This is a genomic window from Pseudomonas sp. MUP55, assembly GCF_034043515.1.
Classification (GTDB): domain Bacteria; phylum Pseudomonadota; class Gammaproteobacteria; order Pseudomonadales; family Pseudomonadaceae; genus Aquipseudomonas.
The window spans coordinates 4347784-4361899 of sequence record NZ_CP138214.1 but is presented as its reverse complement, the minus strand read 5'-3'; the positions used below and the strand labels follow the sequence as shown (position 1 = coordinate 4361899).

11 protein-coding genes are annotated in these 14116 nt (G+C 62.5%); 6 read left to right on the top strand and 5 right to left on the bottom strand.

The genetic code is table 11. From position 1 onward, the window contains the following. Positions 1-25: 25 nt before the first annotated feature. From SC318_RS19540 to prpD, 6 genes are all read left to right on the top strand, one after another. Positions 26-724 carry a GntR family transcriptional regulator gene (locus SC318_RS19540; protein ID WP_320428114.1) on the top strand — a complete coding sequence of 233 codons (699 nt, stop codon included), beginning with the start codon at positions 26-28 and terminating at the stop codon, positions 722-724. A 13-nt stretch (positions 725-737) separates the two neighbouring features. Then, positions 738-1631 (top strand): methylisocitrate lyase, encoded by an 894-nt coding sequence (prpB, locus tag SC318_RS19535; RefSeq protein ID WP_060756239.1) that lies wholly within the window; start codon positions 738-740, stop codon positions 1629-1631. Between the two features lie 42 nt (positions 1632-1673). Next, on the top strand, positions 1674-2801 hold the full coding sequence (gene prpC, locus SC318_RS19530) for a bifunctional 2-methylcitrate synthase/citrate synthase (RefSeq protein WP_320428113.1): 1128 nt from the start codon (positions 1674-1676) through the stop codon (positions 2799-2801). A gap of 203 nt (positions 2802-3004) precedes the next feature. After that, on the top strand, positions 3005-5599 hold the full coding sequence (gene acnD / locus SC318_RS19525; protein ID WP_320428112.1) for a Fe/S-dependent 2-methylisocitrate dehydratase AcnD: 2595 nt from the start codon (positions 3005-3007) through the stop codon (positions 5597-5599). Between the two features lie 9 nt (positions 5600-5608). Then, positions 5609-6799, top strand: coding sequence for a 2-methylaconitate cis-trans isomerase PrpF (gene prpF / locus SC318_RS19520; protein WP_320428111.1), 1191 nt, complete (start codon positions 5609-5611; stop codon positions 6797-6799). 197 nt (positions 6800-6996) lie between these two features. Then, positions 6997-8481, top strand: a complete 1485-nt coding sequence (gene prpD / locus SC318_RS19515) for a 2-methylcitrate dehydratase (RefSeq protein WP_320428110.1) — start codon at positions 6997-6999, stop codon at positions 8479-8481. A 145-nt stretch (positions 8482-8626) separates the two neighbouring features. Here prpD and SC318_RS19510 read toward each other — a convergent pair whose 3' ends face one another. From SC318_RS19510 to SC318_RS19490, 5 genes are read right to left on the bottom strand one after another with little or no spacing between them, the layout of a single operon-like run. Next, positions 8627-9358, bottom strand: a complete 732-nt coding sequence (locus tag SC318_RS19510; protein WP_320428109.1) for an alanyl-tRNA editing protein — start codon at positions 9356-9358, stop codon at positions 8627-8629. A 2-nt stretch (positions 9359-9360) separates the two neighbouring features. Further along, on the bottom strand, positions 9361-10353 hold the full coding sequence (locus SC318_RS19505; RefSeq protein ID WP_320428108.1) for a serine O-acetyltransferase: 993 nt from the start codon (positions 10351-10353) through the stop codon (positions 9361-9363). A 37-nt stretch (positions 10354-10390) separates the two neighbouring features. Then, positions 10391-11305, bottom strand: coding sequence for a PLP-dependent cysteine synthase family protein (locus SC318_RS19500; protein WP_320428107.1), 915 nt, complete (start codon positions 11303-11305; stop codon positions 10391-10393). A 14-nt stretch (positions 11306-11319) separates the two neighbouring features. Beyond that, positions 11320-13182: a molybdopterin-synthase adenylyltransferase MoeB gene (moeB, locus tag SC318_RS19495; protein ID WP_320428106.1), complete on the bottom strand. Its 1863-nt coding sequence runs from the start codon at positions 13180-13182 to the stop codon at positions 11320-11322. A 23-nt stretch (positions 13183-13205) separates the two neighbouring features. Then, the gene (locus SC318_RS19490; RefSeq protein WP_373424494.1) at positions 13206-14075 is read right to left on the bottom strand and encodes a DMT family transporter; all 870 of its coding nucleotides are present in this window, start codon (positions 14073-14075) and stop codon (positions 13206-13208) included. Positions 14076-14116: the final 41 nt, after the last annotated feature.

Here is a 14116-nt window from a genome sequence, read left to right as displayed (position 1 = left end):
CATTGCTTTCAAAGGTGTCGACAATATGCTGGACCAATCGGAAGCTCCGCCGGCGCTGTCGGACGAATCCCAAACGATGTCGGAAAACGTCTTCCGCAGAATCCAGGCCGCCATCGTCAAAGGCGAGATTGCCCCCGGCACCAAGATCTCCGAACCGGAGCTGGCGCGCACCTATGGCATCAGCCGTGGCCCGCTGCGCGAGGCGATTCACCGCCTCGAAGGCCAGCGCCTGCTGGTGCGAGTGCCCCACGTCGGCGCGCGTGTGGTGTCGTTGAGCCACGCCGAGCTGATCGAGCTGTATGAGATTCGCGAGTCACTGGAAGGCATGGCGTGCCGGCTGGCCGCCGAGCGCATGACCGACGCGGAAATCGAAGAACTGCGCCAGGTCTTGCACACCCACGAACGGGACGCCGCGTTCCAGGCCGGTGTCGGCTATTACCAGCAGGAGGGCGATTTCGACTTCCATTACCGGATCATTCAGGGGGCCGGCAACCGCACCCTGACCCAGATGCTCTGCGGCGAGCTGTACCAATTGGTGCGCATGTACCGCATCCAGTTCTCCGCCACGCCCAACCGTCCACGCCAGGCCTTTGCCGAGCATCACCGCATTCTGGACGCGATCGCCGATCGCGATGGTGAACTGGCCGAACTGTTGATGCGCCGCCATATCGGCGCGTCCAAACGCAACATCGCCCGTCACTTCCCGGACGGCGCTCCCCAATAAATAGAGGTGAGTCATGAGTTCTACGAACAACAGCACCCCAGGCCAGCGTTTCCGTGACGCGGTCGCCAGTGAACAGCCGTTGCAGGTCGTCGGCGCCATCAACGCCAACCACGCCTTGCTGGCCAAGCGCGCCGGCTTCAAGGCGATCTATCTGTCCGGTGGCGGCGTGGCCGCGGGTTCCCTGGGTGTTCCGGACCTGGGCATCACCGGCCTGGATGATGTGTTGACCGATGTACGCCGCATCACTGACGTGTGCGACCTGCCGCTGCTGGTGGACGTGGACACCGGTTTCGGCTCGTCGGCGTTCAACGTGGCGCGCACCGTCAAGTCGATGATCAAGTTCGGCGCGGCGGCCATCCACATCGAAGACCAGGTCGGCGCCAAGCGCTGCGGCCACCGTCCCAACAAAGAGATCGTGTCCCAGCAGGAAATGGTCGACCGCATCAAGGCTGCCGTCGATGCGCGCACCGATGACAGCTTCGTGATCATGGCGCGCACCGACGCCCTGGCCGTGGAAGGTCTGGAGTCCGCCCTGGAGCGTGCCGCCGCGTGCATCGAGGCCGGCGCCGACATGGTGTTCCCGGAAGCCATTACCGAACTTGAGATGTACAAGCTGTTCGCTTCGCGGGTGAAGGCGCCGATCCTGGCCAATATCACCGAATTCGGCGCGACCCCGCTGTACACCACCGAACAGTTGAAATCTGCCGATGTTTCCATCGTGCTGTACCCGCTCTCGGCCTTCCGTGCCATGAACAAGGCCGCCGAGAACGTCTACACCGCGATCCGTCGCGACGGTACGCAACAGAACGTGATCGATACCATGCAAACCCGCATGGAGCTTTACGATCGCATCGACTACCACACCTTCGAGCAGAAGCTCGACGCGCTGTTTGCCGCGAAAAAGTGACAAACGCGCCTCCCTGAATAACTACAAAATTGGAGAAGAACCATGGCTGAAGCAAAAGTATTGAGTGGTGCCGGCCTGCGTGGCCAGGTAGCCGGGCAGACCGCACTGTCGACCGTGGGCCAGGCAGGTGCCGGCTTGACCTATCGTGGCTACGACGTACGTGAACTGGCCGCCGATGCGCACTTTGAAGAAGTCGCTTACCTGCTGCTGTACGGCGAACTGCCGACCCAGGCCGAACTGGATGCCTACAGCGCCAGGCTGAGCAAGCTGCGCGACTTGCCGCAAGCCTTGAAAGAAGTGCTCGAACGCATCCCCGCCGACGCCCATCCGATGGACGTGATGCGCACCGGTTGCTCATTCCTGGGCAATATCGAGCCGGAAAAAGACTTCAGCGTGCAGCGTGACGTCACCGACCGCCTGCTTGCCGCCTTCCCGGCGATCATGTGCTACTGGTACCGCTTCAGCCACGAGGGCAAACGCATCGACTGCGTCACCGACGAGCCAAGCATCGGCGGGCACTTCCTGCACCTGCTGCACGGCAAGAAGCCGAGCGAACTGCACGTCAAAGTGATGAACGTGTCGCTGATTCTCTACGCCGAGCACGAATTCAACGCCTCGACCTTTACCGCCCGGGTTTGCGCTTCGACCCTGTCCGACCTGTATTCCTGCGTCACCGCGGCCATCGGTTCCCTGCGCGGGCCGCTGCACGGTGGAGCTAATGAGGCGGCGATGGAGATGATCGAACGTTTCGGTTCGGCCGAAGAAGCCGTCGAAGGCACCCTCGGCATGCTGGCGCGCAAGGACAAGATCATGGGCTTCGGTCACGCGATCTACAAAGACAGCGACCCTCGTAATGAGGTGATCAAGGGCTGGTCGAAACAACTCGCCGACGAAGTGGGCGACACCGTGTTGTTCGCGGTTTCCGAAGCCATCGACAAGACCATGTGGGAGCAAAAGAAGCTGTTCCCCAACGCCGACTTCTACCATGCCTCGGCGTACCACTTCATGGGCATCCCGACCAAGCTGTTCACACCGATCTTCGTCTGTTCGCGGCTCACCGGCTGGGCCGCGCACGTGTTCGAGCAGCGCGCCAACAACCGCATCATCCGTCCAAGTGCCGAGTACATCGGCGTAGAGCAGCGCAAGTTCGTGCCAATCGAACGTCGCTGAATGAGAGGGCCCACGGACCCGGGATTGGAATGCGATCAAAGTGTGGGAGGGGGCTTGCCCCCGATAGCAGTGTGTCATGCAACACATGTGTCGACTGATACACCGCCATCGGGGGCAAGCCCCCTCCCACATTTTGGATTGCATTTCAATTTTCCGACCGGCGCAGGCCTTCCTTTTGTAACCACCGTGACCGAGTCCTGACGATGAACACTGAATTTCGCAAACCGCTGCCCGGCAGCCGCCTGGATTACTTCGATGCCCGCGCGGCTGTCGAGGCGATCACCCCTGGTGCCTACGCCACCTTGCCGTATACCTCCCGCGTACTCGCGGAGAACCTGGTGCGTCGCTGCGACCCGGCCACTCTCAACGCGTCCCTGAGCCAACTGATCGAACGCAAGCGTGACCTCGATTTCCCCTGGTTCCCCGCCCGGGTGGTATGCCATGACATCCTTGGCCAGACCGCGCTAGTGGACCTCGCCGGTCTGCGCGATGCCATCGCCCTGCAAGGCGGTGACCCGGCGCAGGTCAACCCGGTGGTGCCGACCCAGTTGATCGTCGACCACTCCCTGGCCGTCGAAGCCGGTGGTGCCGACCCGCAGGCGTTCGAAAAGAACCGCGCCATCGAAGACCGCCGCAACGAAGATCGCTTTCACTTTATCGAGTGGACCAAGAAGGCTTTCAAGAACGTCGACGTGATCCCGCCCGGCAACGGCATCATGCACCAGATCAACCTTGAGAAAATGTCGCCGGTGATCCAGGTGCGCGACGGTGTGGCCTTCCCGGATACCTGCGTCGGCACCGACAGCCACACCCCCCATGTGGATGCCCTGGGCGTGATCGCCATCGGCGTTGGCGGCCTTGAAGCCGAGAGCGTGATGCTCGGCCGTGCCTCGTGGATGCGCCTGCCCGAAAGCGTCGGCGTGGAGCTGACCGGCAAGCTGCAGCCGGGTATCACCGCCACCGATATGGTGCTGGCGCTGACCGAGTTCCTGCGCCAACAGAAAGTCGTCGGCGCGTGGCTGGAGTTCTTCGGTGAAGGTGCTTCGGCACTGACCCTGGGCGACCGCGCCACCATCTCGAACATGGCCCCGGAATACGGCGCCACCGCGGCGATGTTCTACATCGACCAGCAGACAATTGCCTACCTGAAGCTCACCGGTCGCGAAGAGGAGCAAGTCGCCCTGGTGGAGCAATACGCACGCCACACCGGCCTGTGGGCGGACGACCTTAAGGGCGCACAATACGAGCGCGGCCTCAGGTTCGACCTGTCCAGCGTGGTGCGCAACATGGCGGGCCCGAGCAACCCGCACGCCCGCGTCGCCACCCGTGACCTGGCGGCCAAGGGCATCAGCGGCCAGTGGGACGACGTACCGGGGCAAATGCCCGACGGCGCGGTGATCATCGCCGCCATCACCAGTTGCACCAACACCAGCAACCCGCGCAACGTGATCGCCGCAGGCCTGCTGGCGCGCAACGCCAACCGGCTCGGGCTGACGCGCAAGCCGTGGGTCAAATCGTCCCTGGCGCCGGGTTCGAAAACCGTGGCCATGTACCTGGAAGAAGCGGGCCTGGGGCATGAGCTGGAACAACTCGGTTTCGGCGTGGTGGCCTTCGCCTGCACCACCTGCAACGGCATGTCCGGCGCGCTCGACCCGGTGATCCAGCAGGAAATCATCGACCGCGACCTTTACGCGACCGCCGTGCTGTCGGGCAACCGCAACTTTGATGGGCGTATCCATCCGTATGCCAAGCAGGCCTTCCTCGCCTCGCCGCCGCTGGTCGTGGCCTACGCGATCGCGGGCACCATTCGTTTCGATATCGAGAAAGACGTGCTCGGGCTCGACGCCGACGGCAAGGAAATTCGCCTGCAGGACATCTGGCCGAGCGACGAAGAGATCGACGCGGTGGTCAAGGCCTCGGTCAAGCCTGAGCAGTTCCGCGCCGTGTACATTCCGATGTTCGCGATTCACGAAGACACCGGCCCCAAAGTCACCCCGCTGTACGACTGGCGCCCGCAAAGCACTTACATTCGCCGCCCGCCGTACTGGGAAGGCGCGTTGGCCGGTGCGCGTCCGCTCAAGGGCATGCGCCCGCTCGCCGTGCTGCCGGACAACATCACCACCGATCACCTGTCGCCGTCCAACGCGATCATGCTCGACAGCGCCGCCGGCGAGTACCTGGCGAAAATGGGCCTGCCGGAAGTGGACTTCAACTCCTACGCGACTCACCGCGGCGACCATCTGACCGCGCAGCGCGCCACCTTCGCCAACCCGAAACTGTTCAACGAAATGGTCCAGGAAAACGGCAAGGTCAAGCAGGGCTCCCTGGCGCGTATCGAGCCGGAAGGCAAGGTCACGCGCATGTGGGAAGCCATCGAAACCTACATGGAACGCAAGCAGCCGCTGATCATCATCGCCGGCGCCGACTACGGCCAAGGCTCGTCCCGCGACTGGGCGGCCAAGGGCGTACGCCTGGCCGGGGTGGAAGCGATCGCCGCCGAAGGTTTCGAGCGCATCCACCGCACCAATTTGGTCGGCATGGGCGTGCTGCCGCTGGAGTTCCTGCCGGGCACCGACCGTCACACGCTCAAGATCGACGGCAGCGAAACCTATGATGTGCTCGGCGAACGCACGCCGCGCGCGCAATTGACCCTGGTGATCAACCGCAGGAATGGCGAGCGTGTCGAAGTGCCGGTGACCTGCCGCCTGGACACCGCTGAAGAAGTGTCGATCTACGAGGCGGGCGGCGTGTTGCAGCGTTTTGCCCAAGACTTCCTGGAATCGGCGGCAACCGCCTGAGGGACAACCATGGCACACGTAGCGCAAATCAAGATCCCCGCCACCTATATGCGTGGCGGTACCAGCAAGGGGGTGTTCTTCAGCCTTCAGGACCTGCCGCCGTCGGCGCAGGTGCCGGGCGCTGCCCGCGACGCCCTGCTGCTGCGGGTGATCGGCAGCCCCGACCCGTATGACAAGCAAATCGACGGCATGGGCGGCGCCACCTCCAGCACCAGCAAAACCGTGATCCTGGCCAAGAGCACGCGCGCCGACCACGACGTGGACTACCTGTTTGGGCAAGTCTCCATCGACAAACCCTTTGTCGACTGGAGCGGCAACTGCGGCAACCTCTCCGCGGCGGTCGGTTCGTTCGCCATCAGCGCCGGCCTGGTCGACCCTGGCCGCGTGCCCCTCAACGGCGTGGCCGTGGTGCGCATATGGCAAGCCAATATCGGCAAGACCATCATCGCCCATGTGCCCATCACTGATGGGGCGGTGCAGGAAACCGGTGATTTTGAACTGGACGGCGTGACCTTTCCCGCCGCCGAAGTGCAGCTTGAGTTCATCGACCCGGCGGCGGAAGAAGAGGGCGGCGGGGGTTCGATGTTTCCCACCGGCAACCTGATCGACGAGCTGGACGTGCCGGGTGTCGGCACCTTCCAGGCCACGCTGATCAATGCCGGTATTCCGACAATTTTCATCAATGCCCAGGACCTGGGTTACACCGGCACCGAACTGCAAGGCGCCATCAACAGCGACCCAAAGGCCCTGGCGATGTTCGAGACCGTGCGTGCCTATGGCGCGTTGCGCATGGGCCTGATCAAGCACCTGGACGAAGCAGCCCAGCGCCAGCACACGCCGAAGGTGGCGTTCGTGGCCAAGCCTGCTGATTACCTGGCGTCCAGCGGCAAGGCGATCAAGGCCGGCGATGTCGACCTGCTGGTACGGGCGTTGTCCATGGGCAAACTGCACCACGCAATGATGGGCACGGCGGCGGTGGCGATTGGCACGGCGGCGGCGATTTCCGGAACCCTGGTCAACCTGGCGGCAGGCGGCGTGGAGCGCAGTGCCGTGCGCTTCGGGCACCCGTCGGGCACCTTGCGCGTCGGCGCCGAGGCGACTCAAGTGAACGGTGAGTGGGTGGTGAAAAAAGCCATCATGAGCCGCAGTGCGCGGGTGTTGATGGAAGGCTTCGTGCGCGTTCCCGGCGACGCCTTCTAACACCCAACCCCAATCTAATGTGGGAGGGGGCTTGCCCCCGATGGCTGAGTACCAGTCGACATATTCATCAACTGATACACCGCCATCGGGAGCAAGCCCCCTCCCACAAGCGATCCCTTTCAAGGCAGGCATCCAAGATCTGCCTTCAATAACCGTACGCCCGAGGACTGACCCCAACCTATCTTAGGAGAACTGCCATGAGCGCCAACGTCGACCAGAACAACCGCCCCGATTACGACCAGGTCCTGCAGGACATTGCCGATTACGTCCTCACCTACCGGATCGAATCCGAGGCCGCCCTGGACACCGCCCGCAACTGCCTGATGGACACCCTCGGGTGCGGTCTGCTGGCCTTGCGCTTTCCCGAGTGCACCAAGCACCTGGGGCCGCTCGTCGAAGGCACCGTGGTGCCGTTCGGGGCGCGGGTGCCGGGCACCGCGTTGCGGTTGGACCCGGTCAAGGCGGCCTGGGACATCGGCTGCATCGTGCGTTGGCTCGACTACAACGACACCTGGCTCGCGGCTGAGTGGGGCCATCCCTCGGACAACCTGGGTGGCATCCTCGCGGTGGCCGATCACCTGTCGCAAAAGCGCGTGGCCAATGGCGACGCACCGCTGACCGTGCGTGCGGTGCTGGAAGCCATGATCATGGCCCACGAGATCCAGGGCGTGATTGCTTTGGAAAACGCCTTCAACCGCGTCGGCCTCGACCATGTGCTGCTGGTGAAAGTCGCCTCCACGGCGGTCACCGCCAAGCTGATGGGCGCCAACCGTGAGCAACTGCTCGCGGCGTTATCCCATGCGTTTGTCGACGGGCAGGCATTGCGCACTTACCGCCACGCGCCGAACGCCGGTTCGCGTAAATCCTGGGCGGCGGGCGATGCATCGAGTCGCGGGGTGCGCCTGGCGGATATTGCCTTGCGCGGCGAGATGGGCATCCCCGGGGTGCTGAGCGCGCCACAGTGGGGCTTCTACGACGTGTTGTTCAGCCACACCAACAAGGACCTGGCGCTCAAGCCAGAAGAGTACCGCAGGTTCAGCCTGTCCCAGCCCTACGGCACCTACGTGATGGAAAACGTGCTGTTCAAGATCAGCTTCCCCGCTGAATTCCACGCGCAGACCGCCTGTGAAGCGGCGGTCACCTTGCACCCGCTGGTCAAGCAACGCCTGCATGCCATCGAGCGCATCGTGATCACCACCCACGAGTCGGCGATTCGCATCATTTCCAAGGTCGGCCCATTGGCCAACGCCGCCGACCGTGACCATTGCCTGCAATACATGACCGCCGTGCCGTTGGCGTTCGGCGACTTGGTGGCCGAGCACTATGAAGACGAATTCCACGCGGCCCATCCGATCGTCGATGAGCTGCGCGAAAAAATGGTCATCGTTGAAGACCCGCGTTACAGCCGCGAATACCTGGAGGCCGACAAGCGCTCCATCGCCAATGCGGTGCAGGTATTCTTCACTGACGGCACCTGCACCGAGCAGGTCGCGGTGGAGTACCCGATTGGCCATCGTCGTCGCCGGGCGCAGGGGATTCCCCTGCTGGAAGACAAGTTCAAGGCGCACCTGGCGACACGCTTCCCCGCACAGCGCTGCGCCGAGATTTTTGCGCTGTGCAAGGACCCGGCACGGCTGGAAGCGACGCCAGTCAACCGGTTCATGGATCTGTTCATGATTTAGCGGACAACGCAACCAAATGTGGGAGGGGGCTTGCCCCCGATAGCAGAGTGTCAGTCAACAGGTTCATTGGCTGATCCACCGCTATCGGGAGCAAGCCCCCTCCCACATTGGTTTTGCATTGTTGCAACTGTCGAGTCAGGCTCAGTTATGACTCGAACCTGAGGATTACCCTGCGGTTGTGTTTGCTCTTCTTTTCGATCTTCTCGCAGAACACCCGGCCGATTTCCTCGGTATTGAGCACGTGGGTACCCCCGCACGGCTGGATGTCGATGCCCGGAATGTCGATCACCCGTACCGAACCCTGAATGATCGGCGGCGCAACGGCCTGGGTGCGGGTGATCTGCAGCAGAGTCGAGTATTCCGTGGCCGGCATCGACAGCGTCTGCACGACGTGAGCCTGTTCGATCAGGGCGTTGAGGTCACGGGTGATGCTGTCTTTGTCCAGGGTCATTTCCGGCAGGTCGAAGTCCAGGCGGCCCTTGTCCGCGCTGATGCTGCAGCCTGTGACGGGCGCGTCGATGATGGAGCACAGCAAATGCAGGCAGGTGTGCATCTTCATGTGCTGGTAGCGGCGCTCCCAGTCCAGGCCGGCGTCCACCTGGACACCGGCCGTCAGTTGCGTCGGGCAATGTTCCACCTGGTGCCAGATGATCGAGCGCAGCACCGGGTCGCGCACGGTGCCGGTGACCGTCACGCGGGTTCCATCGGCCAGGGTGAGGTGGCCGGTGTCACCCGGTTGCCCGCCGCCGGTGGGGTAGAACAGCGTGTGCTCCAGGGCCACGCCGTGCTCGCTGACCGCAATCACCCGGGCGCTGAAGGCGTTTTGATAAGGCGCGCTGTCGAACAGCGCCAGGGTTTCCATGGTATGCACAGACATGTTCAACCTCCGACGATCAGTGGGCTGGCTTGCAACAGGTGACGCACCATTGCACTCAAGCCAGGGGGAGAGAGCAGGGTGATTTCGAACTCCGGCCCGCAGACTTTCAGGTTCAGCGGCAGGCGCGGCAGTTGTTCGCCGACGTCGAGGCGGCGCAGGCGAAATTGCAGGTGATGACGCTCTTTCACCGTGGGTTCGAGCAATAGCCCTGGCAACGGATGAAAATCGGCGTCCAGCACCGTGACCTTATGGCCGGCATCGACCTCGCCAACCACATGCAGGCGCTCATCCAGGGCGAACGCGCCGAGGTAGTTGCTGTGATCCGATTCATTGTTTTTCTGCAACTGGATCTGGTTGACCACCTTGACCTTGGTGCCGGCCGGCACGTCCTGGGTAATGACGCAGGAGGGGCTGATAAACACGTTGTCACCGATCTGCACGTAGCCCAGCACCCGCGCGCCGGAGCCGACTTCGACATTGTTGCCCAGGCGGGGATGGCGCTTGCCGTCCGGGTTGTTGGCGATGCCGCGAGCGCCGAGGGTCACGCCGCAGAGAATGTAGCAATCGTTGCCGATCTCGCAGGTTTCGCCGATGACCGTGCCGTAGCCGTGGTCCAGCACAAAGCGTCGGCCGATGCGCGCCGCCGGGTGAATCTCGGCGCCGGAAAGGATCTTGCCCTGGTTGCTGAGCTGGAGCGCCATGCGGGTAAATACCCCGTGGGCGGGCTCCGGGAAATTCCACACCTGGTGCGCAAGCCGGTAGAACAACACCGCCTTGAACGACGCGTAGGACTCCAGGATCAACTCGCCGCGCCCGCGCGACGCCGGGTCGCGGTAGGCGTAGGCGATCAAGTCCTCGGCCACCGCCTGGGCGGCACTCTGGATCAGCGGCGCCAAGTGCGGTTCCAGCTGCTTCATCTGCCCAGGTGTCAGGGTTTGGATGAGGTGGGTCAGCAACTCATCGTGCAGCTGTTGCATGTCGATAAAGCCTCCCATGGAGGCACCCCCGCATTCTGATGGGTTGGGTAACCGGTTATTCGAAACTGGGCAGGTAGCTGTCGGCATTGTCGTAGACCATGGTCAACACCACCGTTTCGGGCGGCAGCTCCGGGGCGAGTTGGGCGATGGCCACCATGTTGGCGGCTGAGGACAGCCCCAGGCTGATGGCGTCGGTGCGCATGATGCGTTTGATCATGTCCAGGCACGCCGAGTGCGACACCTTGAGCATGCCGTCCAGTACGTCCACGTTGAGAATGCTCGGGATCAGGCCGATCGACAGGCCCTGGATGGCGTGCGAGGCATGCTGGTCCTTGAGCAGGTCGCATTCCTCCGGCTCCACGCCCATCACACGAATCGCCGGCCAGGCGGCCTTGAGGGTTTCGCCGATACCGGTGATATGCCCACCGGTGCCGATGCCGCTGACAAAGTAGTCCACCCGCCGCTCACCGAAGGCACGGATGATTTCCGGCGCGGTGGTGTCACGGTGGGTTTGCGGGTTGGCGCCATTGCGTTGCTGGTTGAGCATCACGTAGTTGGGGTTTTCCAACTGCAGCTCCATGCACTTTTCGCCGTGGGAATTGTTACCGAGGCGGCTGTCCGACAGTACAACCCTGGCGCCGTACAGGCGCAGCAGCTTCTGTTTTTCGGGGCTGTAGTTGTCCGGAATCACCAGCACCACCTTGTAGCCGAGCACGTTGCCGGCCATCACCAGGCCGATGCCGGTATTGCCACCGCTGGGCTCGATGATGGTTTGCCCGGAGTCGCGCATCAGCACGCCACGGCGCTCGGCGTCGAGGATCATGCCCAGGGCGATGCGCGCCTTGTGGCTGCCGCCCGGGTTGAGGGATTCCAGCTTGGCGTAGACCTCGATGCCGAGGTCTTCGGAAAACTGCGCCAGACGTACGATCGGGGTCTGGCCGATCACGTCGAGAATAGAGTTATGCAGCATCAGTCGCCCCCCGCTCAGTACAGCGGCATGTCGGGTTCGACGTCGCGCACCCAGTGTTTCATGCCGCCCTGCAGGACTTTGGTGTTGGCAAAGCCCGCCGCCAGCAAGGTGCTGGCAGCCTGTTCGGCACGGGTTCCGGCATAGCAGATCAGGTAATGGGTATTGTCGCGGCTCAGTCTGTCGAGCTGCTCATCCAGCTCGGCCAGGGGGATGTGCACCACGCCCGGCAATTTGCACACTTCCAGTTCACTGGCGTCGCGCACATCGAGCAACACGTCGGCGCTGCGGTGGCTGTCGATCACTTGCTTGAGCACGCGCGGCTTGATGTAGCGCTCTTCGCCCAGGGATGGCTGGCTTGGCACGGCATCGGCGCATACCGTCGGCGCTGCGGGTTCGCTGCGGCGCTGTTCCGAGCAGCACGGGCAGTCGGCGCGGCGCTTGAAGCGGATCTCGCTGAATTTCATGGCCAGTGCATCGAAGCGCATCAAGCGGCCGGACAAGGGTTCGCCGATGCCGATGAGCAACTTGATCGCCTCGGTCGCCTGGATCATCCCGACCACGCCCGGTAACACGCCGATGACCCCGCCGGCGCTGCAGTTGGGCGCCAGCTCTGCGGGTGGAGCCTTGGGGAACAGGCAGCGATAGCACGGCCCACCTTTGTAGTTGAGCACGCTGATCTGCCCGTCGAAGCGGTAGATGGCGCCGTACACCAGCGGTTTGCCCAATTGCACGCAGGCGTCGTTGACCAGGTAGCGGGTATCGAAATTGTCCGTGCCGTCGATCACCAGGTCATAGGCACCCACCAGTTCCAGGGCGTTGTCGGCATTGAGCGCGGTGTCGTGCGCGTTGATCTGGATGTGGCGGTTGAGGTCCTGCAGGCGTTGCTTGGCCGACTCCACCTTGGGCATCCCCAGGGTGCTGTTGCCGTGGACGATCTGACGTTGCAGGTTGCTGCTCTCCACTACGTCGAAGTCCACCAGCCCCAAGGTGCCGATACCGGCCGCCGCCAGGTACAGACTGATGGGCGAGCCCAAGCCACCAGTGCCGATGATCAGCACCTTGGCTTTTTTCAGGTTCAATTGGCCTTCACGGCCGACGCCGGGCAGGGTGATATGGCGGACGTAGCGTTGCACTTCTTCGTTGCTCAAGGTATCGACGTCGATACCGCCGGAGGTGGCCAGCAGCACCTCGATCCGGGCTTGTTCGGGCAATGAATCATCGGGGTCAATCAGCTCCTCCTCGGCGGTGAAGAGGAAGTGTTCCTTGAGCTGGTTGTTCTTCTCGTGAAACAGATGGGGGCGCAACTGTGGGTGACTGTCGCAGAGGTTTTCAATGACTTCGCGCAATGTCGATCCGGCGCCCTCGAGGGTCGATTCCGGTAGCTTGGCCACGCGAACCAGAATGTCGGGGAAAGAGACAGCGTTCATGGACAACTCCGTGTGCAGGTCGTTGAAAGGTTGAAGGGCAAAATGCTTGCCATCCCAGGCAAACAGCTTTGACCCCAGGGCCTGGCCTTGACGAACATCGACCACCAGGTAGCTGACGGGGTGGATCGGTTCGCCCAGGAACAGTGCCTTGTCCTGGTCTTCATCACTGAAATAGGCACCGACATCCGGATGGGAGTGGTAGATCACCACCACCGGGTTGTCGCTGCGAAACGCTTTGTTCATCAGCAAGGTATCGGCGACGGAAAAGGTGTAGCCGCTGGTCGCGCTGCGCGGATACATGTCCGGGTTCTTGCGGTGCAACTCGTTCTGGATATTGCAGCCCAGGTACACACTGCCGTCGGCGAAGACGAAGCCACAGCATTCTTCGGGATAGCTGCGGCTGGCGTGGGCGTAGATCTGTTCCAGGGCTTGGGGGCGGAGCACTTCCATGTTTCTCTCGCGTCGGTTGAGGGTCAATTTTTCTTGGCCAGCAGTTTTTCGATCGGCAACTTGGTGATCGCAAAACCGGCCAGCAGGATTGCCGAGTACAGCATCAGGTCGCGGGAGATTTCCACGCCTTCGTACCAGGCGCCGATGATGACCGCGAACACCGGAAAGATGATGAACACGAAGGAAAGAATGATCGGACTCAGGCGCTTGAGCAGCATGAAATACACGATGAAACCGCCCACCGACGCCACCAGCCCGAGGTAGAACAGCGCACTCCAGGAGCGCAGGGTGATGTCGTCGAACGTCGGGGTCTCAAACCACAGGCCGGCCACGAACAGCATCAGCCCGGCAATGCCGATGGGCAGGGTGTTGTAGGTGATGACGCTGATGGCGCTGCCTTTTTGCTTGGTAATCACGTAGCACAGGGCGTGCATGATCGCGGCGGTCAGAATCGCCAATACGCCGAAGAACTCGGCATGGTCCAGGTGCAGCCCCTGGCTTTTGATGATCATGTAGAGGCTGCCGAAACCGATACCGATGCCGACCACCTGGGAGAAGTAGATACGCTCACGCAGAAACAGCGCGGAGAAGATCAGGATGAACACCGGCATGCAGCTGAAGAGCAGGGCGGTCAGGCCTGACGAGACGTGCATCTCGCCGTAATTGAGCAGGTAGTAGGGAACGCTGAAGTAGGACAGGGTCACGAACACGAAGAACCAGCGGCTTTCCCGCGGAAACAGGATCGGCTCGCGGCGCACCAGGGCAAAACACAAAAACAGTGGGAATGCGATCAGAAAGCGCAGGCCGGCGGAGGTCAATGGCGGCACGCTTTCCACTGCGATCTTGATACCCAGCCAGGTCGTGCCCCAGCTCAGGCACACGATCAGGAACATGAGGCTGGTAATCAAGCCGGCCAGCCATTGTTTCTGGGTTT

What these genes read in the sequence shown, in the direction of transcription:
- SC318_RS19500 (WP_320428107.1), bottom strand. Translation starts at nt 11,305, where the DNA reads ATGCTGCATAACTCTATTCTCGACGTGATCGGCCAGACCCCGATCGTA.
- SC318_RS19540 (WP_320428114.1), top strand. Translation starts at nt 26, where the DNA reads ATGCTGGACCAATCGGAAGCTCCGCCGGCGCTGTCGGACGAATCCCAA.
- moeB (WP_320428106.1), bottom strand. Translation starts at nt 13,182, where the DNA reads ATGGAAGTGCTCCGCCCCCAAGCCCTGGAACAGATCTACGCCCACGCC.
- SC318_RS19510 (WP_320428109.1), bottom strand. Translation starts at nt 9,358, where the DNA reads ATGTCTGTGCATACCATGGAAACCCTGGCGCTGTTCGACAGCGCGCCT.
- prpC (WP_320428113.1), top strand. Translation starts at nt 1,674, where the DNA reads ATGGCTGAAGCAAAAGTATTGAGTGGTGCCGGCCTGCGTGGCCAGGTA.
- acnD (WP_320428112.1), top strand. Translation starts at nt 3,005, where the DNA reads ATGAACACTGAATTTCGCAAACCGCTGCCCGGCAGCCGCCTGGATTAC.
- prpD (WP_320428110.1), top strand. Translation starts at nt 6,997, where the DNA reads ATGAGCGCCAACGTCGACCAGAACAACCGCCCCGATTACGACCAGGTC.
- SC318_RS19490 (WP_373424494.1), bottom strand. Translation starts at nt 14,075, where the DNA reads ATGTTCCTGATCGTGTGCCTGAGCTGGGGCACGACCTGGCTGGGTATC.
- prpB (WP_060756239.1), top strand. Translation starts at nt 738, where the DNA reads ATGAGTTCTACGAACAACAGCACCCCAGGCCAGCGTTTCCGTGACGCG.
- SC318_RS19505 (WP_320428108.1), bottom strand. Translation starts at nt 10,353, where the DNA reads ATGGGAGGCTTTATCGACATGCAACAGCTGCACGATGAGTTGCTGACC.
- prpF (WP_320428111.1), top strand. Translation starts at nt 5,609, where the DNA reads ATGGCACACGTAGCGCAAATCAAGATCCCCGCCACCTATATGCGTGGC.